This is a genomic window from Paenibacillus sp. QJM3NY_38 (genome assembly GCF_056173265.1).
Genome location: NZ_CM149665.1, coordinates 2,872,995 through 2,896,932, shown reverse-complemented (window position 1 = coordinate 2,896,932; position 23,938 = coordinate 2,872,995). Strand labels below are relative to the sequence as shown.

The window sequence follows — 23,938 nt, the reverse complement described above, 5'->3', positions numbered from 1 at the left end:
AAACAGATCGCATCAATATTGGTGCGGTCTTTTTTGCGTACTAACTAAAAACTCAAATGAATGCAGAAGCGATGTTGTGATCGCTTCTTTTTTATTATTTAAAAGGAAGTGAACACATGTCAAATTCAAATCTTTCCATATTAATATCAGCTGAGTTGAATCAGGGATTAGCTCTACGTGATATCAATACAGCAATTAAAGCCCTTGGTAAATCAAAGAATCTTCAAAAATTGAACTTGAAGATTGATGTTGATGACAGTTTTGTAAAATCCATCAACAAGTTTATTGAAGCAACCGGAAAACTAAATGTAGCACTGGCATCACAGAACAAGGTAGTTCAAGAAACAATTACTGAACACCGAAAACTCGATGGAACAATTGAAAGAACAACTGAGCAAATACTAAAGAATGGCGAGATAATCAATAAGACCAGGGTTATCCATGATGCAAATAAGAAGACTATACAAATGGAATCCCAAGGTTATGAGGCTCAAGTTAAAACCCTTCAACAACTCGAAAAGGAGCTTGAAGGCTATGCCCTTGCCAAACAAAAAGCCAATAAAAACGCTCATGGTCAAGTAACTAGTTACACCAATACATATAAGAACGAACTAGGACAATTGATCAATGTTCGTACCAATTCATCTGGAAAAGTTAAAAATTATGATGAAGTAACTAATTACCTCCAGCAACAGAAAGATGCTCTTGCTCAAGAACAAGCAATTAATAAACAGCGAGAGCAGATTGCACAAGAAGAATACAAAATTCGTAAGGCATTGCAAGACAAGACAGAAAAAGAGCAAGCTGCCCACTATAAGGAACTCGAAGCGCTTGATAAAGCCCACTATCAAGCATTGAAAACAAATAAAGAAAGAGAAGAAGCTTTAGAGAAAATGCACTATTTGGCTCTCCAGCAAAATGCTAAACGAGAGCAGCAGTATCTAAAGTCCTTATCGGATACCGAAACCAAAATTGCAGACATCAGAAGAAGATTCGGCAATGATACAAATGTAAGAAGTGGTCTTGGTGACATCGAATCTCAACTAAACCGTTTGAAGTCTACAGGAAGTATAGGAGACTTCAAATCGCAATTTGACAACATCAACTCACAACTAAAACAAGTAGCGGCAAATGCTAAAACAGCAACCAGTCACACACTTGGTTTTAGTGAGGCAATGAAAACAGCAATGACACGCTTTCCAATATGGATGGCATCGGCAACAGCGTTTTATGCGCCGCTTAGAGCGCTTCAGAATGGCATTCAGTATATTTATGATTTAGATACTGCAATGACCAACCTTCAAAAAGTTACAGATAATACTGCAGAAGAATATCGGCAATTTATCACAGAAGCTCAGGGTGTCGCTGACTCCATTGGTGGCCTAACTCTAGATGTTATTAAATCAACTACTGAATGGGCGCGTCTTGGATATACAATAAAACAAGCTAAAGTCCTTGCAGAAGAAACACTCGTTTACCAAAATGTCGGAGATATCAATACTGCTGAAAAGGCGTCTGAAGCACTGATAGCAACAATTAAAGGCTTTGGTGTTGAGGTAGACGCTCAGGGTAAAAATATTCAAAATGTCGTTGATATTTACAACGAGGTTGGTAATAAATTTGCTATTAGTTCAGCAGGTATTGGTGAAGCAATGAGACGTTCTGCTGCAAGTTTAAGTGGTGCAGGTAACACTATTGAACAATCAGTTGCTATGATCACAGCTGCCAATACAACTATTCAAGATCCTGCAAGAGTGGGTAACGCTCTAAAGACTATTTCAATGCGTATCAGGGGTGTTAGTGACGATGGAGAAGATTTAACCAAACTCCTCCCTACTCTTGAAGCGAAATTTAATTCAGTTGGTCTTTCTCTTAAAAAGAATGACAATACATTCAAAAGTACATATGAGATTTTTGAGGACTTATCTACCGTCTGGGATCGTCTTTCGGACTTCCAACAGGCAGAATTTGTTGAGTTAGTAGCTGGTAAGCATCAAGGCAACATTGCCGCATCAATGATTGCTAACTGGAAAGATGCTCAACTTTCTCTGGAGGCTGGTCTTAACTCTTTTGGCAGTGCCGCAAGAGAAAACGAAAAGTATTTAGAATCCATGGAAGGTCGAATCGCAAAATTTAAGAACGCGGCTAATGCTTTCTGGAGTGATAGTATTAGCACAGATTTTCTAAAATCTTTAATTGATTTTGGTACTGCGGCAATTAAGACTCTCGACAACTTAGGAAATACTTTTTTAATTGTTGGTGGCATAATTTTAACGTTTAAGAGTAGAGCTATTACTGGATTAATTAGTGGACTCTCCTCCACTATCACATCTTTATTTGCAACCAGAGCCGCAATTGTTGCAACGGGTAATGCTGCAAATACGACCGCTGTTGCTCTAACGGGAATGCAAAGAGCACTTGGTATTTTCGGTTTATTGGTATCTGTTGGCTCGTTGATCTACTCAGTGTTTAGTCAAACAAAAAGTTCCGTTGATCAAACAACTGAAAGTGTTGAGAATCTAAAAGAGAGTATTACAGATACATCTTATAGCATCTCTCAACTCGAAAGCCTGAATGAGCAATACAAATCGGGTAACAAGTCTCAAGAGGAACTGCTGTCGATTAGAGAACAAATGAGAGATATCATGCCTTCTATCATTAGTCATTATACTGATGAAGGTGAAGCTGTCTATAAAACCAGTCAAGAAATCGACAGATTGATTCAAAAAGAAAAGGAACTTCTCGCAGCAAAACAAGGCAGATTGGCGATGATGGCATCTGAGGCGTTAACACAGCCTACACAGGATATCGTTGACGCTATGGCAGTAGTTGAGCAAGCAAAAGTTGAACAGAAGTTAGCGGAAGCATCCAAAGCTGCTGCTACATATGTAGAGGAATTCCTTAAGAATAATCGAATCACAATAGATCAAGTTTTCGATCTTGAGGATGTCAGTAAATTAGACAAATTCCAAAGTGACATTGAGAAGATTTTTACAGATCGCGGATTAAGTCAGTATGACGCAAATAAATTCTTTGCGGCTATTGATTGGAATGATTCTGATTTTACCAAGTTCGTTGAATTCATCAATAAGAATTTTGCTAGAATTGACGAAACCATTTCTCTTAACAGTGCAAAAATTGATGAAGCCAAGCAGAAGTTCATTTCTAGTTTTGGAGATATCAATCAGGATTTATTAAACTCTCTCTCAAGCGATGACCAGAACCTAAAAAGTATCCTGGATAAAGTTGCTGAAGAGTATGTAAAGTCAGTTAATATTAATAAAGATAATAAAGACTTAATTATTTCAAACTATAGAAAACTTTCAAAAGATATTGCAACTGCAATAACCTCAGAAAAGATTGATTTATCTGAAATTTTTAAAAGTGGCGACTTCACTATCCTTTCAAACGCTTTATCTGGACTTGAGAAACAGTTCCCTCAAATAAGCACTGTTATTACAGACTTCTCAAACAGCACGAAAGAGGCAAACAAAGCAACGGCAGAACTCGCTAACACAGTTGTCACGCTTAAATCTCAATTAGATAACGTTGCCAAATCTAAAACAAACATTCAGTTGCTCAATAAGGCACAGAAGGAACTGAAAGACACTAATCACGTATCAATTGATACAATGATTGAGTTAATCGAGGTTTATGACGACTACATCGATGTGTCTAACGCCAGTAAAGAACAGATTTTAGACTATATTGAGGTTAAGAAACAAGAAGAGATAGCGGTAGTTGATGCTGAAAAAGCGATGGCTAAGGCCTTTATTAATACTGCCCGTGTTGGGCTATTGGCTATGAAGGCGGCTAACTCAGTTAGTCTCATTCCGATTCCAGAGACAACGTTTTTGGCAGCTGAACAGGCAATCGATCAGTTAGAGAAACGTCTTGGTGCATTGGATGCTGCAGCAGAGAGTCTTAAGTACACTGCAGAAGAAAATAATCGTGAACAAGAGAATAGTAATGAGACTTTTTCCGAGACAAATGAGATTCTAACTGAGACCCAAAAGAGATTACGTGCAATTCAAACCGAATTAGACAAACTAAATAACAAGCGAAGTAAAATTAAAAGAGGATCAGCTGAGTATCGTAAATCGCTAATGGAAGAGATTTCGTTACTCAAAGAACAAAAGAAGCTTTATGAAGAAGGTATCGCCAATCCTGAAAAGTTGGTATCAACTAAGATAACAACCACAACAAAGGGAACTGCCCCATCTTCATCTGCTTATGTTCCATCCTCTTCTACAAGTACAAGAACTACCTCTTCAGGTTCTGCTTCGGGAAGATATGCATCAATTATCAATCAGTATGCGACTCAGTTCGGTGTTGACCCTAGATTAATTGCTGCAATCATCCAGACAGAAAGCGGATTTAATGCAAATGCAGTTTCGTCTGCTGGTGCTCAAGGTTTAATGCAGTTGATGCCTAAAACAGCTAGAGGATTAGGTGTAAAGAATAGTTTTGACCCAGAACAAAACATTAAAGGTGGAACATCGCACTTTGCTCGTCTATTGGATAAATATGATGGCGATGTAACTTTAGCACTCTATGCATACAATGCTGGTGAAGGTAACGTAGACAAATGGAAGAAAACTGGACAACTTAACAATATTCCATTTAAAGAAACTAGAAATTATGCTCCAAAAGTATTGGCTGCTTACAATTCAATGGGTGGAACACTATCCACCACTACAAACACCACCACTGCTGCTCCAGTAGTAGCATCGCCAACTGTTACTTCTTCGGGGTCAGCAAAGAATAAAATTACCCTTCCATCTCAAAGTGAACTTGATGAAGCAAAAAACAATGCAATAAATACAGTTAGTCAGTTAGAAAACACAATCTATAGTAAGACAATTGATTTTATCAATGACGTAGTGCTTGAGTCCAATAATAAGCTTGAGAAGTTTGAGAATAATATCTCAAAGTCAGAAACTAAACAATCCAAATATTCCGAGACATCAAAAGAATGGCGAAAAGAAGAAATGTCTCAGATTAGCTATTTAACTAAGCAACAAGACGAGTTACATAATCAAAATGAGAAACTGAGACAACTTGTTAAAGATAAACAAATCACCTCTGGCGAATTTGATAAGTTAATGGAACAGAATAGTCTTAAATGGCTGGAAATTCAGGAACAGAAACAACAGAAGACTTTTGCTCTCTTTTCAAGTTCATTGAATGAGATTGATGAGCAGATTCAATCATATGGAGATAAGATTGCCTTCTCTAATGCAAAATTGTCAACCATGACTGAAGGCACAGAAAAATATAATAAGGAACTGCTCAGTCAGATCCCACTACTAAAACAACAGCAAAACCTTGCACATAAAGAAGCAGAGTTAATTCGTGAACAACTGAAAAAAGAGAAACTAACCATTTCTCAAAAGAAAGAACTTAGCGAACGATTAAATCAATTATCAACTGATTGGTGGGACTATGAAGCATCTATAAAAGGTGTAACATCAGCCCTCAATAATATCGCCTTTGGAAAAATTACAGACATCTTTGATACCCTCAAAGAATCTCTAAATGCTAGAGATGTGTTTGACATTGACGAGTTTGATGACTCGGTTGATGCTATCATAGCTTCACTCGATAAGATTGATGGAGTCCATCTGGAAGGCGTAAAGTTTGTTGATACATCCAATCAGGCTCGTTCTGAATTACAAGATTATGCGAACAGAGTAAAAGATATTGCTAAGCAAGTGAAAACTGCTCTGGATTTTAGTGTTGATTTAAGCAACGTAAATTTCAGTAACCTCTCTTCTCTTGCATCCCAAATCACTTCACAGGTCAATCTTATTGGTAGTTTAAAGAAAGAAATTGATAAATTAAACAATTCAATCAGAGACACTGAATTGCAGTATCGCAGAGAAGAAGATTCCCTTGAAGATTTAATCAAGAATACAGAGAGATCTTATGATGATCAAATTAATAGACAGCAAGAAATTCTGAAAAATTTAGACGAGCAAATAGAAAAAGAAGACAGACTTAAACGACTACAGGAACTTAATGATGAGATCAACAAAGTTAAGAATGACAAACGGTTCTCTTATATCACTGAAACTGGCGAAGAAATTCTAACATACGACAAAGCCCGAGTTGAGGAACTGGAAAAGGAAAAAGACGAACTAGTCAGACAGTATCAACGTGAAGATGTTAAGAAAGCTGTGCAGGATGAAATTGATAGATTACAAAAGCAAAAAGATGAAACTGTTCGCATACTTCAGGAAAAGCTCGAACGAACCAGACAGATTAATCAACAGAGTCTTGAGTCTATGCGACTTTATCAATCAAGTCTTTCTAATCTTTATTCTCAAACCGTGAATGACACTCAGAATAAAATGACAGAATTTCAAATAGCGCTTCAAAAAGGATTGGAAGACGGAACAATTTCCGCTGATGAAGGGACTAAACTCCTACAGTTTGTAGTTGATGGGTGGCAGGCTTCCTCACTCGTTAAATGGGATGTATATATAGGTCAAGTCCGATCCAAGCTTTCTGAATTACAGGCTATTTATAATGAGATGGCTTCACTAGCGGCTGCTATGGCTTCTATGTCCGCTGCTGCAACAAGTGGTGGTGGGTCTTCAGGAACACCATCAGGCTCTTTCAGCAACTCGTCTGGAAGTTTTACAAATTCACCTGGGCCTATCAGAGGAAAAGTCGTTAGCGTAACAAAGAAATATCACACTGGTGGTGTAGTTGGTGAAGAGCCTTTGGCTCCAAACGAACTGCCTGCTATTTTAAAAATGGGTGAATTGGTGCTCACCAAAGAACATCAACAGAAACTAAAAGAAATGGTAACACAGATACCTAAAATGGTTAATACAATTTCCGACTCTTTCAAGAACACCTTAGCAAATATAAACGTAATTAAACCAACATTAACCATGGACTCAGGAACAACGTACACATTCTCAGGGCCAATTACAGTAAAAGCAAACAACCCAATGGAATTCTTTAAAGGTCTTGAAACTCATATCCAATCCAATAGGAAATAACGGAGGGGCATTTCCCCTCCCTCCTATCTTCTAATAATCGAGGTGATCAAATGGCTATAATGGGTTACGATTTTTACGGCATTCACTTTTTTAGGAGTCCTGGAGGTGCACTTAAAAACACATATTATGGGGAACTAAAGAATGGAATATACGATGAGCTTGAGATTAGAGAAGCCACAGACTCATCGGTTTCTACGGGTAGTGAGAAAGGACAATGGGAAGTTGATACTCGTGCAATCTTTAAGTTTAACGGAGACCTTGAGGGCGGTAATATCAACAATAATGGACTTAAGATTGTATCCTTTATGATCAAACGTAGGAGAGCTGATGAACTCACTTCATATACTTTAGCAACAGTCCCTTTTCAGAATAACGTCAAAATCGAGTATATAGACTACACTCAACCAAACACAGATCTAATTTATAGTATTGTGCCTTTGGCAGAAAACATGTTAGATGGTAAGGCTGTGGAGGTTCAGGTTAGATCTGATTTCGTTGGATTCTGGGTTGTTGACAAAGACACTAATCAAGTACTGGGATTTGATAAAGCAATTGGGTCAATTGAAAATGTTGAAACACAACTTAATCAAGGGAGAACGATAATTGAAACATTAAGCAAGTATCCATCTGTTTATTATTCAGATAAGAATTACGAGACGTTCTCTCTCTCTACGGTAATAATTCCTGAAGAGTTTAGTCGTTCAGGATTAGATTATCAAAAGATTCTCCAAAACTTTATACATAATCATAAACCTTTCCTAGTTAAGTCTTCTGATGGAAGAATGTTTGTGTGCGATATTAGTAATCCAAGATCCTCTACCCCAATGAACACTTGGACTGGACATGATTATACTGTCATCACATTCGATTTCATGGAAATTGGAACTTATGAGGATTACATAAGAGGAGCCATCTAATGATACCATGCTCTCAGGAATTTCTAGACGCAATGAAATCACCAGTCAAACAAGTGTACCTAAAGTTTGAATTCTACGATTCAAAAATGAATTATATAAATGAATATACTAAACAGATTGTAGAAAGCGATCTAGGTTCAATATCAGTAGATTACTCAAGGCCTATCCGCAGAAATTTTACATTCTCTCTACTAAATAAAAATAATGAATTCTCTTTTGGTGAGAGGAATCTAATTTGGATAGACAAAAGAGTAAAAGTTTTTATCGGGCTTAAATTAAGAAACGGTAATATAGAGTATATTCCACAAGGGGTATTCATCCTAACAGAACCGGAAGACAACCACACAATGGACGGGAAAACGACTGTTATCAACGGTCAAGACAAGATGTACCTTTACACCGATAAGCGAGGAAAATTCAAATACCAAACAACCATAGAAGTTGGCGCAAATATAGCTACTGCAATAAAGACACTTGCTGCTAAAGTGGGTGAAACACAGTTTAACTTTGATACAGTTACTGAAACTGTTCCATACACTCTCACCTATGAACCAAACGACAGCCTGTATGATGCCATTTCAGAATTAGCTTTATTGGCAAAATGTGAAATTTACTATGATGTATTTGGCTTTCTAAGACTAAAGAAAATTGACTTGAATGACTTTGATTCACAGCCTATAACATGGACATATAGATACAACGATCCTAACGAAAAATTCTATGCTGGCAACATCAGAAAAATGGATGAATCAAATCTGGCCAATCGTGTTTTTGTATGCGGTGGGTCTTCCCAAACAGCAACTTGTAGTTATGAATTGGTTGTTACGGAATCCAAGCCCTATTGGAAGGATAGTCCATACACTATAGAAAAGATAGGTGACATTCTCTACTATCATAATAACGGAAATCCAGACCCATTATTAAAAACGAAGGAAGAATGCTTCTGGAGGGCCAAATACGAGTTAAAGGGTCGATTGGGTTACTCGGAACAATTGTCATTATCTATCAGCCCAAATTTTCTTCATGATGTTTATGACATTATCCAAATCATTGACCCTGAAAACAGTGTTGAAGGAAAGTTCTTGATCAAGAATTTCTCCTTACCTCTGAGACCTGAATTAATGAATGTTGAATGTGTAAAGCATAGAAAAGTAATTGATAATTGGGATTTCATTGAAATGGAGGCTCAATAATTGCATAACTCTAACTCACAAGACTATATCTACAAATTACTATCCGAAATAGTTCGCACAGAGATTAGAAATTTAGGCCTACTTAATGGAGATTGGCATCTCGGGAAGGTTGACTCTGTAATTAGTAATAAAATGCTTAACGTATTAATTGATGGTTCTTCTACACCACAACCAGTTCCTTGTAATCCCGATATTAATTTCTCCCCTCAAGACAACGTAATTGTGGTCTATATCAATGGAAATTCAAAGGACAAATTTGTCCTATGCAAACGTGCGGTTTAAGGAAGTGGACAAATGGCAATTCAAAAGCCTTTTAATATAAACATTCGCGGTCAAACTCTGGATGGTAATGACCCCACCCCTGTTACTTGGCAAGTCTCAGGAGATATTAGTGTTGCATTTCAAGTAACGGTCTATCGCAACTCGGATAATCAAACAGTCTACAATAGTGGAAAGTTAACATCTTATGCACAAAACCATATAATTCCTTCTGGCTCAATACAAAATGGACTGGAATATAAAATTGATGTAACGATATGGAATCAACAAGGTGCTTCAGCTACATCTGACAGAGAGATCTTCCAAACTTCAAGTAAGCCAACAGTTGTTATGAATCCTGTAGACACAGTCAATTCTCCCTCTTATGTATTTGCTGCAACCTATAGTCAACCTGAGAACATTCCAATTCGATCTTGGGTTATGTACTTATATGACGTTAATAAAACAAAGATATATCAGTCCACAATAAGCACTGACCCAAACATTAGCTTGTTGATTGAAAATCTACAGAGTGGAACAACTTATTATATAGAAACGCAAGCAACAAGCGCAAAAGGATTAGTTAATACATCTGGTTTGATGCAGTTTAAGGTTCAATATCAGCAACCAGACATCAAAGTTAATCTAACTGCTGAGAATGTTGATAATGCTGGAATTAAAATATCATGGAACACAATTCAGATTATTGGTAAAACCAAAAATCCACCTATTTTTATAGATGGAGAATACATAGATTTAAGAAATGATGTATTTGATTTCTCAGAGGGATTCAGTTTACAAGATGATTTTACAATCAAAATTTGGATGAAAGACATCAAAAGTGATGTGGATCTATTTTTCTTAAAGAGCGAAACCGGAACATTGTCACTCCAATACTGGAGTCGAGATAATTGCTTCCACGTGTTCAAAGATGTATATGGGTATCGTTCACATAATGTTAGTCCAAAAGTTGTAGGTACGAATTTGTTTGTTTGTATTCAACAGATTTTTTGTGACATGAATATATTTGCAGAGGTGATCTAATGGCATATTTTTCCAACTTTCCATCTGATATTGATTCGTTTACTTTCAAAACCGAAATTCTTGCTTCTGACGTACCAGCTATTCATCGATTCCAAGAGTTAAAACTTAAAGAAAATCGAACTCCAGCCGAGGAACAAGAATTAGGGCATCTAACTAATCAATTACGCTCCAAACTCATGTCTGCGGACGAATGGAATAAATTCGCAGATGCCCTTGTTAATATGGAAGTTTTCATACGAGACAAAGTGGTGGTCACTATTGACCAGCATAGAGATGCTGCTTTGCAAGCAATTGACCAAAAGACCAACAATGTTATTCAGTACCTGGATGGTACAACTGCTGGCCAATTACGTAATGATATTGGCATCATGGGCGATTTAACAACCACTGCTAAAGGGTCTTTGGTTCAAGCAATAAATGAAGTAAATAGTGAAGTAAAAAACATTCCAGATGCTTCACTCACCGAAAAAGGTTTAGTTCTTCTATCCAATGCAACAGATGGAACTAGAGAGAATGTGGCATCAACTGAAAAGGCGCTTAAAACCGCATTTGATCAGGGTACTGCTGGATTGACAGCTGCACAAAATGCATTAAATAAAATTAATGAAATTGAATCTAAACTATTATGGGGGGCGCTATAAATGCCAGATGTAAGCAAAAGATTAGGTAAGGGTACGTTTGGAACCGCGAGCGCGACTATATATACTGTACCATTCAATACGACCACTTTTATTAAAGCTGTTACCCTATGTAACAAAACAACCACTGATACAACAGTTACATTGACTTTAGCTGGTACTGAAGTTATTTTTCGACACGTAATTAAGGCGAATGATACGATTACTATTCCATTTCTTGATCAGATTTTGCAAGCCGGAGAGACGATAACGGGATACGCTGGAGCGTCGGGAAGTGTTAATTACTATATTAGCGGTCGTGAGGTGACGCCGTAATGCCCGTGTTGGATATTTACTCGCTGGATAACTTTAAATTAGACGGCCAAGGTGGATCTGCTATTTTCAAATCAGCAACAGGTTCTCTGACCGCCCAAAAAACAGACAATTACCCATATCAAGTCACGAATTTAGCGTTCAAACCTATGTTAATTGTGATTCAAATTTATTTGAGAATTGGTGGAGGCTATACAGCTTCGTCTAGAGGATATATAGCTGCCGATGCCTTTGGTTTCCTAAGTGACCCTGCGACTATTAATTATAACAATTCCAATGATGGAACTAGTGGTTCAAGTTCTACGGCGATTTCAACCGCCCTATTCGAAAACAATTCTGTTACTTTTACACTCAGCCACAAACTCGATTATGCGACTAACATTCCTTATGTAGTTTATGGAATTTAAAGGGAGATGTTAAAAATGGATCTAGGTCGAAAAATTTACTGGGATAGTATTACAGGGGGAATTATCATTGATCGGAGAGAGATGGGAGGTGCGGTAAGAGAATCTACAGTTGAAGAGGACTTTCAAACATTTATAAAATTGGCTGAAAGAACTCCAGAAACAGTGCTCGGGATATTATTGGACCATGGTAAATACTCACAAGATTTTGATGAAAGTGTTTCGTACAGTATTGTAGAAATATCAGAGCAGGTTGTAGGTATCACAACATTAATCGGTGATAAACATTACGATCTTAAATTTGAGTACCGTGATCCGAACAATCCAGAAGTACCACAAGAGCCAGTAAAACCATTAACACAAGAGATCGACGAGCTAAAACAGGCAGACATTGAAAATAAGCAAGCAATTGCCGAATTAACGATGATGATTGCGGCTCCAACAGCATGAGAGGAGGTGACCAAATATGGCATTTACAAAAGACAGTGGATTAGTTAAGGTTTGGGTTAGCCTGGTAATGGGTGGAACTTACACATTAGACCAAGTACCGCAATTGTACAATCTTAAGCCAGTTGTAACTGAAGTAGTAAACGGAACGGCATAAAAATAAAAATATTGATAAAAGAGACATTTTATTAAAACTATGTGTTCAAAAAAGCCTTATTTTATAAGGGTTTTTGAAATCATCAAATTATAAAAAATATAGAATTTTTGTTAGAGGGCTCTTCATTTGAGGAGTCCTTTTTATTTTGACTATTGGAGGCAATTCAGTGTATGAATCTACACTTTTCAAATTTTTTGTTTACACCTTAGGAGGCTCGGCAATAACATTTCTTTTTGGAGGTTGGAATCAATCTTTGACAGCTCTTGCCATCTTTGTGGTTGTGGATTATGTAACAGGCATTGCTGCTGCTTATTATGAGGGCAGAAAGAACCCTGGCGATAACACTAAGGGATTGAATTCAAATAAGGGATTCTGGGGAATTTTCAAAAAATTCTTAATGTTTATAGTTATTGCCTTACTCTTTCAAGTCGATAAACTCCTTGGTCTCAATGGGCATCTAAGCTTGATGGTTGGTGGGGTGTGGTTTTATTTGGGGAACGAACTTATCAGTGTCGCAGAGAATCTGGCAAGATTGGATGTCCCATTGCCCTCTCAAATCAAAACTGCAATTACAGCAATGAAAAGTAAGGGTGAAGATAAATCTAATCAAAAATAAAAGGATGATATTTTCTTAAAAGCCCCTACTAGAAGCAATTGCGAAAGTATCATCCCACAAAGATTATAGCATGCATGATGAGTGATGGATATAGCTATTTAGTCTCCCCTACCCTTTTTTATCCTGACTAATAAAATCAATAACTATCTTAAAACAGTTCTCCAATATGGAAACTGTTTTTGTTTATTTAAGGAGTGTTAGAAATATCTAAACCACTAGATGCAGTTAGCGGAATATATAAAATTGAAAACAAAATAAACAATAAGATCTATATTGGAAGCAGTATTAACATAAGACGAAGATGGAATGAACACAAAAGAGATTTAAGAAAACAATCTCATGATAACAAACATCTCCAAAATTCCTGGAATAAATACGGAGCAAGCAAGTTTAAGTTTGAAGTACTAGAGGTAGTTGAAGACAAGACAAAACTCCTCGAAAGGGAGCAATATTATCTAGATGCAATGAAATCGTATGACAAAAAGATTGGGTTCAACATTAATATTTCATCATCTCCAGGCCGCTTGGGAAGAAAACACACACAAGAAACTAAAAATAAAATTGGCGACGCTCACAGAGGGAAAAAATATTCAGAAGAAGTAAAAATAAGGATGAAAAAAGCCCAACAAAATAGAGCTAAATACTATATTGTAAGTGAAGATACGAAAAGGAAGATTAGTATAAGCTCAAAAGGCAGACGTCATACAGAAAAATCCAAAAGAGCCATTGGTGACAGTCGAAGAGGATCAAAAAATGCGATGTCTGCTTTGAACGAAGCGCAAGTTACTGAAATTAAACTTTTGCTTAAACTATCTAATCTTACAGAATCGGATATCGCAAATCTATATTGTGTGTCTTTTCAAACAATTAATAATATTAAAAGAAAACTTGTTTGGACTCATGTTACTATTTCTGACGAAGATAGATTGGATATACATTTAATTCAAACTGTCGAGCAAATCAATAGCAATAAGAAGAAGCCAGTGATTGGTGTACAGGAATATATATTAATTAAAGAATACTTAAAAAAGGGTTATAGAAATTCAGAGATCGTAAATATAACAGGGATTAAAAATAAACGTATCAGTGAGATTCGACATGGAATTATAACAAAAAAATTAAAACGAGATTTAGAGATATACTATTCAAACCCAGAAGAAAAAAATAAATATGACATCACATTCCAAGAACAGTAATAGAAAGGAATATGCGCAATGTCCTTCAAAATGAAATACAACATTATACCAAAATATTTAACCCCAAACACAAAACGCAGATCGGGCATCAAAGCACACAAAATTAAGTTTATTGTTGCTCATGATACAGGCAATAAGGGTTCTACTGCACTAAACAATATAAATTATTATGAGAATTCTAAAAATGAACAATCGGCATCTGCTCACCTTTTTGTTGATGATAAATACATCTTTGAATGCATTCCCGCACTCACGGGCACACCTGAGAAAGCTTGGCATGTCCTTTATAACAAACAAAAAGATAATGAAATGTTTGGTTGTGATGCTAATGATGCAGCAATCGGAGTTGAGTACTGTTACGGCTCTAATATAAATTCTAATGAGGCATATAAGCGTTACATATGGGTCATGGCATACATATGTTATAAGTTCAACCTTGACCCCAAGAAGTCGATTGTAGGACATTTCATACTTGACCCAGGTCGAAAATCAGATCCAAGATCGGGTTTATTGGACAGCCAAAGAACATACGAACAAATGTTAAAAGATGTTGTTACTGAATATGAAGATTGCCTAACCAATAACATTAAAGAGGATGATGAACCTATGACTCAATCTGAAAAACAAGAGTTTGAAAAACTACAACAGACAGTTAAAAATCTAAAGAATGAACTTGACGCACTAACCAACAGTAAAGATGTTCTTAAGAAAGGTATTCAAGAACAAGGAGCATCCATTAAGAATGTAAAGGAGCGCGTTGAATCGTTGGAAGGCAAACATGCAATGAACATTCCTACCTATGCCAAAGAAGCTGTTGAGGCTCTTACTAATCTTAAAGATCAGTGTGGTAACCCTGTTGTTAACACTCCTGAAGGTCGTAGTGCTGATTTCTACTCGCTTGTAACTGTTTTGTATCGTGCTGGTGTATTCAAATAAATATAATTAGGAGGACATTATGAACGATCTACATATTATTCTTATTGTTCTTGCAGCGGCGGTTGCAGGTTTATTTGTCGTACCTGCATTGAAAAAGCGTAACATCATCAATAAAGAAACAATGGAGCAAGTGTCTGATACATTTGACTTTGTTCGCTTGGTTCTTGATGTGGTTAATGTAAAAGGCATTGATAAGAACAAAGCGAACTTCGCTCTTGATGTTGCCGATGAAGTGGTTACACATGTTGGTAAGTTGTATCAGGCAGACAGTAAGGAAGAGAAACTGTCACTTTCATTAGAAATTACCGATAGTATTTTGAAGAAAATGGACGTAACTCCTAGTGAATCAGAGCTCAAATTGATGAAAATTATCGTTGAACAAAGCATTGAGCACTCAGAGAAAACGAAGACTGAATAAAAAGCAAAGCCCCTCTTAAGGATAAATTCCTTTTGAGGGGCTTTTTTTCACGAAATTATGCTTTCACTTTTATCTCCATTTTCCACTGCTGAAACCATATCATTCGGAAGGATCAGCATTAGATCCTGTTTAGATAATTTAGTATGCCTACTCATTAATCTAACAGCCTGATGTCGAATGGATTTTTCAATTAGGTTGCGGACAAGACGAGCATTGCTAAATATAGGTTCACTTATTTTCTCATCAAGTAAAATTTCTCTGAGTTTTCTGCTTGCTGCTTCGCTCAAAGTGTATTCACGTTCTTTAACCATCTTATTAGCAATAAGGATGAGTTCATCAACATCATAATCGCGGAAGTCTATTTTAATAGGAAAGCGAGATGGTAAACCGGTGTTTGTCTCCATAAAGTCAATCATCTCATCGGGGTATCCAGCAAGAATTATTATAAGATCATCCTTCTTGTCTTCCATTACTTTAACAAGACAATCAATTGCCTCTTTACCAAAGTCTTTTTCCCCTCCACGGGCTAGACTATAGGCTTCATCAATAAAAAGTACTCCACCCATCGCTTTTTTAACTAATTCTCTTGTCTTTTGTGCTGTATGGCCGATATATTCCCCAACCAAATCAGCGCGTTCCACTTCGATAAGGTGACCTTTACTTAGTAATCCCATTTTCTGAAACAGTTTGGCAACGAGTCGAGCAACTGTTGTCTTCCCTGTTCCTGGGTTCCCTTTAAATAACATATGAAATGACTGAGCACCAACCTTTAAGCCCACTTCACTTCTCAATTTCTCGATTTGAAGAAAAGCATAAATTTCATAAATCAGATCTTTAACCTTCTCCAAACCAATCATTGAATTCAACTCATGAAATATTTGGTTAATTGATTCATTCTGCTCTGTCTGCTTAGCCGATTCCTTTATCTGCTCCTTAATAAATTCCTTTTCCTCTTCTTGGTTTTTAAATGTAATGTTCATTCGGGAATCGTTAATCGTTATTTGTCTAAGGCTCCCGCCCAAAGAAATCACCTCGCAATAGCAAAGTATGTACTTGCTCATATTCCTCAAGGTGGGCCACTTTTGCATATTGCCTCTGAGACGTTCTATAAGGCCTCACAATCAATTTTATAACATATGTGGGGCTAACGAGTATCATCCTCATTACCTTCCCTTAAAACCTGTCTAGAAAAGGCTGGACTAAAGCCGTACTTTTTATATATCTCATTGAAAGATAAATTATGTCTAAAGTGTAATTCGTAAATTAACGGATACACCTTCTTCCTTTTTAGAGCTGCCCTTTGTTGGGTAGATAACCTGGGAACATTGTGTTTATTAAATAATTGTTTAATGCTCCACCAATCTATACCTAAATGTTTACCTATCTCCTCAAATGACATCAGTTCATCTTGATAAAGATGAATCATTTTCTCAAGATGCTCTTCATAAGAGTCTGGTTTTGATTTAAATTCTTTACCGCCCCACTTGGGCTTACCTAATTCGATTGAATCAAACACATGAAAATCTAAACCATCGCCTTGACCAGCGTATCGATCGCTTCCTTGCCAAAATCCTTCTCGCCACCGCGCGCCAAACTGTAAGCCTCGTCGATGAACAGGATCCCTCCAAGCGCTTTTTTAACCAGCTCTCTGGTCTTTTGTGCCGTGTGACCGATATATTCACCTACGAGGTCCGCCCGTTCCACTTCGACCAGATGACCCTTATTAAGCACGCCCATCTTCTGAAACAGCTTTGCCACGATACGGGCGACTGTTGTTTTCCCTGTTCCGGGATTTCCTTTAAAAATCATATGGTACACATGACCGCCGCTTAATAAGCCTGCTTCCGAACGCATCTGGGCCACTTGAAGCAAAGCATAGATTTCAAATACCAGGTCTTTGATTTGTTCAAGACCTACCAGTTGATCCAGCTCTTTCTGTATTTCCTGGAATAGACTGTGCTGGGAAACAGGGTTTGGCGAAGGGGCCGGTTCGCGTTCCGGAACCGCACTGCTGATGAGTGGAGGTTCCGCGCTGCGGAGCACGACATTAATCTGCCTGGATGGCCGTCCTTCAGATCGGCCGTTAGCGGCCGTTACACGCCCGTTCATTGCTCCTCACCTCTTTATCCAAAGGGCTGACTATCTATTCCAATGTATTCTATTTACAGCCTGCTTATTAGAAGTTTCGTCCTCATAGGACACCCATGGCGATCAACAGCCGATCGGCCGTCCATTTCGTATAAGCCAGCACTTCCCTAGACTTGTGTTTGGCCATCGGCAAAACGGTAGATTCCGTCAGCGATATAGAAGGACGATCATAACCAAGGGTAGTCGCAACCTCCATCGCCCTCGTCCCGTGATAGTCATGGGTTATTATAATGGCGGTCTTCCACCCATGCTCCTCCATTATTGCTTGGCTGAAGAGCAAATTCTCGTAAGTGCTCGTAGCTTCGTTCTCCAGGAAGATTTGTTCCTCGGGTACGCCCGCGTCGACCAAGAAATTTCTCATTCCTTCGGCTTCGGTAAATGGATACCCGGGCTTATCAAGGCCGCCTGAAACGATGAAGGTATCAAAACGGCCTGCATGGTATTCAACCAGTGCATGCTCAAGCCGTTCGCGAAGCCCAGGACTTGGCTGATCTCCCCACATGGAAGCACCCAAGATGATGCCGACATCCGCTCTTTCCGACGGACTGCTGACGGCGCTTTCGATCTTCCAATATGCATAACCTGACCATAGCACTCCAAGAACAACGAGAGAGAGCAGGGTAATCATCCCTCTCCGATACCATGCTCTCTTCTTGGTGCCTGCTCGTGGCAGACTCTTATGTATTTCCTGACGCATTATTTCTTCCTCCTGAACTCTCCGTTATGAAATAACTGGTCGCGATGCTTCAGAGACATCATAAAGTAAGGGAATTCATGCGCGTCGATGGCCCGAAGCAGATTCCGTGCGGTCACCTTGGCAAGCCTGTAATCATCCCGGGTAATGTCATTCCGCCCTAAGGCATCCTCAAGCTCATCTTCATCCAGCAGGAACACTTCACCATTTTTGACGACAACAACGTCCAAATACAGATCATCAAACCAAGGCACACCCTGATCCGTTACCCCTTGTTTCTTGCAAATATCGATGTACCATTGAACAATATTTCGTTTGTCATCAAACATGGCTGTCACGATGAAATGGCTGTCCTTCGGATAATACTGCAGCCATGAATAGCCTTTGTCCGCGATTCGGTAAGTATGACGGCCATACGTCTTCCACAACGGTTCTTTCAGGCCATATATGGTATATAACGTGAGATACCCTGTAAATTGCTCACATTCCACATACCGGGAAGTGAAGTGCCGGCGGGTGATACGGCGCCAATTCGCCCGATCTCCGAATTTACGTTTCATGGAACTTTTCCTCCCCATTCGTATTCCCAGCTTACCACATTTGGGTTTCACACTCAAAACAAAGAAGCCTCCGCAATCATGCGGAGGCTTTCAAAATCATTATGGACTGTCCTGGGACTCGTCAGATCCGTCAACCGGATCCGACGGCTCCACAATGGTTCCCGGTACCGTAGGAATATTGCCCGAATCGGTGTCGGTTCCTCCGGTGCCTGTGTCGCCATTATTAGATCCATCTCCTGAGCCATCCGATCCATCGCCAGGAATTTGACCATCTTGGCCATTCCCGGCTCCGTTTCCATTGTCAGGAGGATTCGTTCCATTACCATTACCGTTACCATTCCCATTTCCGTTGCCATTGCCTGGGCCTTCACCATTCCCTTTGCCTGGCTCGCCATTGCCGTTTCCGTTCCCGTTGCCATCATTTCCAGGAGGGAACTCATTGCCTGCTCCGTTGTCACCTTCATCAACCGGAGGCGGTTCCTGGGTGTCTCCCGGATCGGGTTCCAGATCCTCAGGCGGCAATTCCTCGGACACAGCCACGATTTGTAAAAGGTTCGAAGGTTCCGACTCATCGCCGGTAGATGGATCGAAGGCCGTCACGTAATAATCGTAAGTCAATCCTTCCATCGCACTCATATCCTCTATAGCGGTTCCTCCCAAGGAATCGAGAATGCGGGTGTATTCCGATTCCGACGTTTCCTTACGGTACACGCGGTATTGAATGTTGCCGTGAACCGGATTCCAGCTCAGTGATACAGTCTGAGTCTCCCCATTATAGGAGCCCGTCAAACCGCTGACTGCAGTTAATGTCGTTTCTTCTACAGGCGGCTGTACCGGCTCGGTACTCGGGAAGCTCTTGGCTTCATATCCCTGAACTGCCTTCTCCATCACTTTGCCCCATAGGGAAGCCGAAATCGAACTGCTTCGTTTAAGCAGATGCTGCCGGTCAGGGTTGTCATAACCCATCCATACAGCTGCCGTTAACTCCGGCGTATATCCGACAAACCATACGTCGCGGTTCGAGCTGACGCCCTTATAGCCGCTCTGCGTGGTCCCGGTCTTACCGGCTACCGGACGGCTGATCCGAGCATTTCTACCCGTTCCGTCCTCTACGACGCGCTTCATCATGTCCGTCATTTGCGAAGCCGTCGAAGCGCTCATTACGCGCTTCCCTTTGCTGCCTTTATTCTCAAACACAACCTTGCCTTTGTTATCTTTAATCTGTTTGATCGCAAAAGCCTCTTTAAATTCTCCGCCATTGGCAAAGGCGCTGAAAGCTTGTGCCATCTCAAATGTGTTCGTACCTGTATCCATTCCACCGAGGGCCAGGGATAAGTTCGCGTCGCCTTCGGTCATCTTGATGCCGAGACTCTGAGCAAACTCAAATCCGGCTTTTACGCCGATTTGGTTCAACAGCCATACGGCCGGAATGTTCTCGGAACGCTGAATCGCTTCCGGCATGCCAATGGTCTCCGAGTAACCGTGCAGGTTGTTCGGACAGTAATTGCTGCCAAAACATTGCTTTTTATTACTCAATCTGGAGTCCTTCGTAAACTTCCCGGATTCCAGCGCCGGTGCATACGATACAATCGGCTTCAAGGCGGATCCCGGCTGACGACGGCTGTCGGTAGCCCGGCTGAACCCGCCGCGCGTATATTCCCGTCCACCGGACATGGCTACGATACCGCCGGTTTCCTGGTTTATGATGACCATAGAACCTTCAACCGGCACGTCGTCCGGACTTTCTTCAAAGTTTTCCGGATTCTTGAACTCTTCTTCCATTGCCGTCTGGGCATTCACGTCCATCGTGGTGTAAATCTGATAACCGCCGATGTTAACGTCGTCCTCGGTAAGGCCCCACTTCTCTTCGGCTTCTTCCATGACATAATCGATAAACGCTGTATACTTCTGCTGTCTTTCAGGCGGTGTATAAGCATAGTCCACTTTCTTGGCTTCCGCCGCCTCTTCGGCAGTGATATACCCCTGCTGCTCCATCAAGGTCAATACGACCGCGCGCCGCTCTTTGGAGAGGTCTGGATTCTTAAGCGGATTATATCGGGACGGCCCTTTCGGCATCGCCGCAAGTGTCGCCATTTCCCATAGCTTCAGATCATTCAGATCCGACTTGCCGAAATAACGCTCAGATGCGGCTTTAATGCCGTAATAAGGTCCCCCGAAGTTAATCCGGTTTAAATACATCTCGATAATTTCCTGTTTGCTGTGCTGACGCTCAAGCGCCAGCGCGATCGACATTTCCGTCGCCTTGCGGAAGAATGTTTTGTCCCTGGTCAGGAATATATTCTTCGCCAGCTGCTGCGTGATCGTACTTCCGCCTTCGACCATGGAACGGGCCATGATATCCTTTACAGCTGCGCGGCCGATCGACCACATATCCACGCCGTTGTGCTCCATGAATCGTTTATCTTCTGTTGCAATAAATGCTTGGATCAATTTCTCCGGAATATCCTCGTACTTCACGGGATCACTCTTCTGGAGGGATAGTTCGCCCATCAGCGCGCCATTACGGTCATATACCTTGGAAGTACCGTATGCGGTCAGCTTATCCTGATTCTGCTCCAGCAGCTTTTCACCGCTGATCAGGATGAACAAATAACCTGCAAGCGCACAGAAGATCGCAATGACGGCGGTGAAAAACAACGCCCATGCGATTCGCTTTCCCTTGCCCTTTTTCTTCTTCGCATTCGGTTTCGTGGTTTTGGATGTCTTCGAGTTGTCTTTGTTTTTATTCAACCGTGACATCTGATTATCTTTTCCAGCCATTTGTCCCCCTCCTTACTCCCTTGCGGGATCAAGCCTTCTGACTATAGGTCATGCCTCGGAAAGAAAAGAACAACCTTCTCAGGTTGCTCTCTGCACTCCTTATAAGCTAAACGAATTATAAACCAAAAAGTTTCAAATTAATCAGTTGACGGTATGATTCTGCTCTTTATAAAACCATTCTAAAATCTATTGATCGCTGCTGTTATCCTGCATCAGGGACACATTACGCTGCGGCATGAACGTGGAGATAGCATGCTTGTACACCATTTGCTGACGGCCGTCGCTGTCAATCACGATGGTAAAATTGTCAAAAGCTTTGATCGTTCCACGGATCTGAAAGCCGTTTGTAAGGTATACCGTGGCCGGAATGTTCTCTTTGCGCAGTTGGTTCAAGAACGTGTCTTGGATGTTAATGGACTTGTTCATTAGCCGTACCCCCAATGGTTCATTTAGATTGTTTTGAAAATATATTCAAGATTTCAGTGAAACTTTCCTGCTATTATAGCACGGATTTTTTGATAGTTTGCAGAAAAATTTCCCGAGTCGGTGACGTCTACCCACTCGATGTCCTTCATGTGGCGAAACCAAGATAACTGCCGCTTAGCGAAACGGCGTGTATCGCGCTTGAGCAGCACGACGGCCTCCTCGTAGCTGAATTCTCCGCTAAGGTATGAAACGATTTCCTTATAACCCAGCCCTTGCATGGATACAAGTCCCGGAGCGAATCCTTTGTCCATGAGCGCCGCCACCTCATCAACAAGTCCCTGGCTCAGCATAAGATCAATTCGCTCTTCAATACGGTTATATAGCATTTGCCTGTCCATTGTCAAACCGACCAAGCATAAGTCATAGGGAGATTGCTTGGTTTGGGGCGCCAGCTGGGCCGAAAGTGGGATGCCGGTCATATGGTATACTTCCAAAGCACGAACGACCCGACGTAGGTCATTAGGGTGAAGCCGTTCGGCCGTTTCAGGATCAACCTCTGCCAATTTTTGATGAAGAGCCTCGGCTCCGTGTTCATTGGCATAGCGGAACTGCTCTTCCCTAAAAACTTCATCCGCTCCGGTCTCGCTAAACTGATAGCCGTAGCACACTGACTCCACATAAAGGCCGGTTCCGCCAACAATGAACGGAAGTTTTCCCCGCTGCGTGATCTCCGTAATGAGCCTTTGGCTTTGCTCTTGAAATTCGGCTACCGAATAGGGGTGATCGGGCTCGTGAATGTCAATGAGATGGTGGGGGACGCCTTCCATTTCTTCGACAGAAATTTTGGCTGTTCCGATATCCATTCCCCGGTATACCTGCATCGAATCGCCGGAGATAATCTCACATCCGAATTCCTTCGCAATTTCAATGCTCATTTTGGTTTTACCTACAGCTGTCGGTCCAATAAGAACGAGCAGTTTCGGTTTGGTTTCATCTATCAATGGAAATCACTCCGTACGTTATTTTCGATTTTCCCCGTTCAGGCAATGTAAAGCCAAGCCGTTCAAACTCTCCGCTGGATCGCGCTTCCTTCATGACAACGGTTTTGCGCGCGACCCTAACCGCTTCCCTCACACTTTCCATTTCCAGCGGCTCCCCGTTTGCATAATGTCTCAAAGGATGGATGGAAGCCGATTCGGCGATCGGTTCGCGGAACATCGGATCAAAATAAACAATGTCTACGCTCCGATCCGGCAGCGACTTCAAATAATCCAGGTAATGGCTGTGTCTGACCTCGATTCGCCTCATCGCCTGATCACTGGCCTCCAGATGGCTTTCATAGGTCCGAAGCCCTTCTTTCAGCAGCGCATACAAGGGAAGTGAGCTTTCCAGAGCAGTGATCCGACTGTTCGGGCCGCCCTTGCCCGAAAATACCAGGGAGTCGGCTCCAAGCCCCGCCGTACAATCCAGTACGGAATCCCCTTCCTCCATTCCGGAAGCCTCCAGCATAGGATCGGGTTTTCCGCTCAGTACGCGTTTCAATCGGACAAACCCCATACTCGGATGAAATTCCATGACCGAGCCGTCCGTTCCGCTTAGACGTACATGTCCGTTCAGTACGACCAACACGTCGTCATCTCCGAACCTGCGTGCTAATTTTCGCAATGAATGACCGCCGCGCTGGACATAACGGCAGCCGGTTTCCCGGGCTAAACTTATCGCGCGCTCCACAATGTCCGGCGCTTCCGCTTCTCCAGTTGTTATAATCATGAAGGTCCTC

The 23,938-nt window shown here is 40.7% G+C and carries 21 protein-coding genes and 1 pseudogene; 13 read left to right on the top strand and 9 right to left on the bottom strand.

The genetic code is table 11. From position 1 onward, the window contains the following. Nucleotides 1-116 precede the first annotated feature (116 nt). From AC0VZ8_RS13165 to AC0VZ8_RS13105, 13 genes are all read left to right on the top strand, one after another. Entirely contained in the window at nt 117-7,013 is a 6,897-nt protein-coding gene (locus AC0VZ8_RS13165; protein WP_475487111.1) for a phage tail tape measure protein, read from the top strand. Nucleotides 7,014-7,063: 50 nt separating this feature from the next. After that, entirely contained in the window at nt 7,064-7,930 is an 867-nt protein-coding gene (locus AC0VZ8_RS13160; protein ID WP_475487110.1) for a hypothetical protein, read from the top strand. A 32-nt stretch (nt 7,931-7,962) separates the two neighbouring features. Beyond that, a complete protein-coding gene (locus AC0VZ8_RS13155) occupies nt 7,963-9,123 on the top strand; it encodes a hypothetical protein (RefSeq protein ID WP_475487109.1) in 1,161 nt (386 codons plus the stop codon). Nucleotides 9,124-9,417: 294 nt separating this feature from the next. Then, nucleotides 9,418-10,425: a hypothetical protein gene (locus AC0VZ8_RS13150; protein ID WP_475487108.1), complete on the top strand. Its 1,008-nt coding sequence runs from the start codon at nt 9,418-9,420 to the stop codon at nt 10,423-10,425. Next, entirely contained in the window at nt 10,425-11,066 is a 642-nt protein-coding gene (locus AC0VZ8_RS13145) for a phage tail protein (protein WP_475487107.1), read from the top strand. Before AC0VZ8_RS13150 ends, AC0VZ8_RS13145 begins: the two co-directional genes overlap by 1 nt. Next, nucleotides 11,067-11,378, top strand: a complete 312-nt coding sequence (locus AC0VZ8_RS13140; protein ID WP_475487106.1) for a hypothetical protein — start codon at nt 11,067-11,069, stop codon at nt 11,376-11,378. It begins immediately after the preceding gene. Continuing rightward, nucleotides 11,378-11,782 (top strand): hypothetical protein, encoded by a 405-nt coding sequence (locus AC0VZ8_RS13135; protein ID WP_475487105.1) that lies wholly within the window; start codon nt 11,378-11,380, stop codon nt 11,780-11,782. The genes AC0VZ8_RS13140 and AC0VZ8_RS13135 overlap by 1 nt, the downstream gene beginning before the upstream one ends. 15 nt (nt 11,783-11,797) lie before the next feature. Further along, nucleotides 11,798-12,229 carry a hypothetical protein gene (locus tag AC0VZ8_RS13130; protein WP_475487104.1) on the top strand — a complete coding sequence of 144 codons (432 nt, stop codon included), beginning with the start codon at nt 11,798-11,800 and terminating at the stop codon, nt 12,227-12,229. A 16-nt stretch (nt 12,230-12,245) separates the two neighbouring features. Further along, the gene (locus AC0VZ8_RS13125) at nt 12,246-12,383 is read left to right on the top strand and encodes a hypothetical protein (protein ID WP_475487103.1); all 138 of its coding nucleotides are present in this window, start codon (nt 12,246-12,248) and stop codon (nt 12,381-12,383) included. Nucleotides 12,384-12,549: 166 nt separating this feature from the next. Then, nucleotides 12,550-12,999, top strand: coding sequence for a phage holin family protein (locus tag AC0VZ8_RS13120; protein ID WP_475486870.1), 450 nt, complete (start codon nt 12,550-12,552; stop codon nt 12,997-12,999). Nucleotides 13,000-13,193: 194 nt separating this feature from the next. Next, complete coding sequence (locus tag AC0VZ8_RS13115; protein WP_475486871.1) at nt 13,194-14,195, top strand: GIY-YIG nuclease family protein; 1,002 nt, start codon at nt 13,194-13,196, stop codon at nt 14,193-14,195. An 18-nt stretch (nt 14,196-14,213) separates the two neighbouring features. Beyond that, complete coding sequence (locus AC0VZ8_RS13110; RefSeq protein ID WP_475487102.1) at nt 14,214-15,131, top strand: peptidoglycan recognition protein family protein; 918 nt, start codon at nt 14,214-14,216, stop codon at nt 15,129-15,131. Between the two features lie 19 nt (nt 15,132-15,150). Then, nucleotides 15,151-15,549 (top strand): hypothetical protein, encoded by a 399-nt coding sequence (locus AC0VZ8_RS13105; protein ID WP_475487101.1) that lies wholly within the window; start codon nt 15,151-15,153, stop codon nt 15,547-15,549. A 47-nt stretch (nt 15,550-15,596) separates the two neighbouring features. On the opposite strand, the gene AC0VZ8_RS13100 is transcribed toward AC0VZ8_RS13105, so the two are convergent. The 9 genes and pseudogenes from AC0VZ8_RS13100 to AC0VZ8_RS13060 all read right to left on the bottom strand — a co-directional run bounded on the left by AC0VZ8_RS13100 (nt 15,597) and on the right by AC0VZ8_RS13060 (nt 23,928). Then, on the bottom strand, nt 15,597-16,529 hold the full coding sequence (locus AC0VZ8_RS13100; protein ID WP_475487100.1) for an AAA family ATPase: 933 nt from the start codon (nt 16,527-16,529) through the stop codon (nt 15,597-15,599). Between the two features lie 164 nt (nt 16,530-16,693). Then, nucleotides 16,694-17,065, bottom strand: coding sequence for a hypothetical protein (locus AC0VZ8_RS13095; protein WP_475487099.1), 372 nt, complete (start codon nt 17,063-17,065; stop codon nt 16,694-16,696). Between the two features lie 14 nt (nt 17,066-17,079). After that, nucleotides 17,080-17,658, bottom strand: a pseudogene (locus AC0VZ8_RS13090) (AAA family ATPase); the annotation flags it as partial. 82 nt (nt 17,659-17,740) lie between these two features. After that, on the bottom strand, nt 17,741-18,394 hold the full coding sequence (locus AC0VZ8_RS13085; protein ID WP_475487098.1) for a YdcF family protein: 654 nt from the start codon (nt 18,392-18,394) through the stop codon (nt 17,741-17,743). Next, a complete protein-coding gene (locus tag AC0VZ8_RS13080) occupies nt 18,394-18,951 on the bottom strand; it encodes a ribonuclease FAU-1 family protein (RefSeq protein WP_071218240.1) in 558 nt (185 codons plus the stop codon). The genes AC0VZ8_RS13085 and AC0VZ8_RS13080 overlap by 1 nt, the downstream gene beginning before the upstream one ends. A 99-nt stretch (nt 18,952-19,050) precedes the next feature. Beyond that, nucleotides 19,051-21,732, bottom strand: coding sequence for a transglycosylase domain-containing protein (locus AC0VZ8_RS13075; protein ID WP_475487097.1), 2,682 nt, complete (start codon nt 21,730-21,732; stop codon nt 19,051-19,053). 186 nt (nt 21,733-21,918) lie between these two features. Next, nucleotides 21,919-22,158, bottom strand: coding sequence for an RNA chaperone Hfq (gene hfq / locus AC0VZ8_RS13070; RefSeq protein WP_071218242.1), 240 nt, complete (start codon nt 22,156-22,158; stop codon nt 21,919-21,921). 53 nt (nt 22,159-22,211) lie between these two features. Next, entirely contained in the window at nt 22,212-23,159 is a 948-nt protein-coding gene (miaA, locus tag AC0VZ8_RS13065; RefSeq protein WP_071218243.1) for a tRNA (adenosine(37)-N6)-dimethylallyltransferase MiaA, read from the bottom strand. Beyond that, complete coding sequence (locus AC0VZ8_RS13060; protein ID WP_475487096.1) at nt 23,149-23,928, bottom strand: class I SAM-dependent methyltransferase; 780 nt, start codon at nt 23,926-23,928, stop codon at nt 23,149-23,151. Before AC0VZ8_RS13060 ends, miaA begins: the two co-directional genes overlap by 11 nt. Between the last annotated feature and the right edge of the window lie 10 nt (nt 23,929-23,938).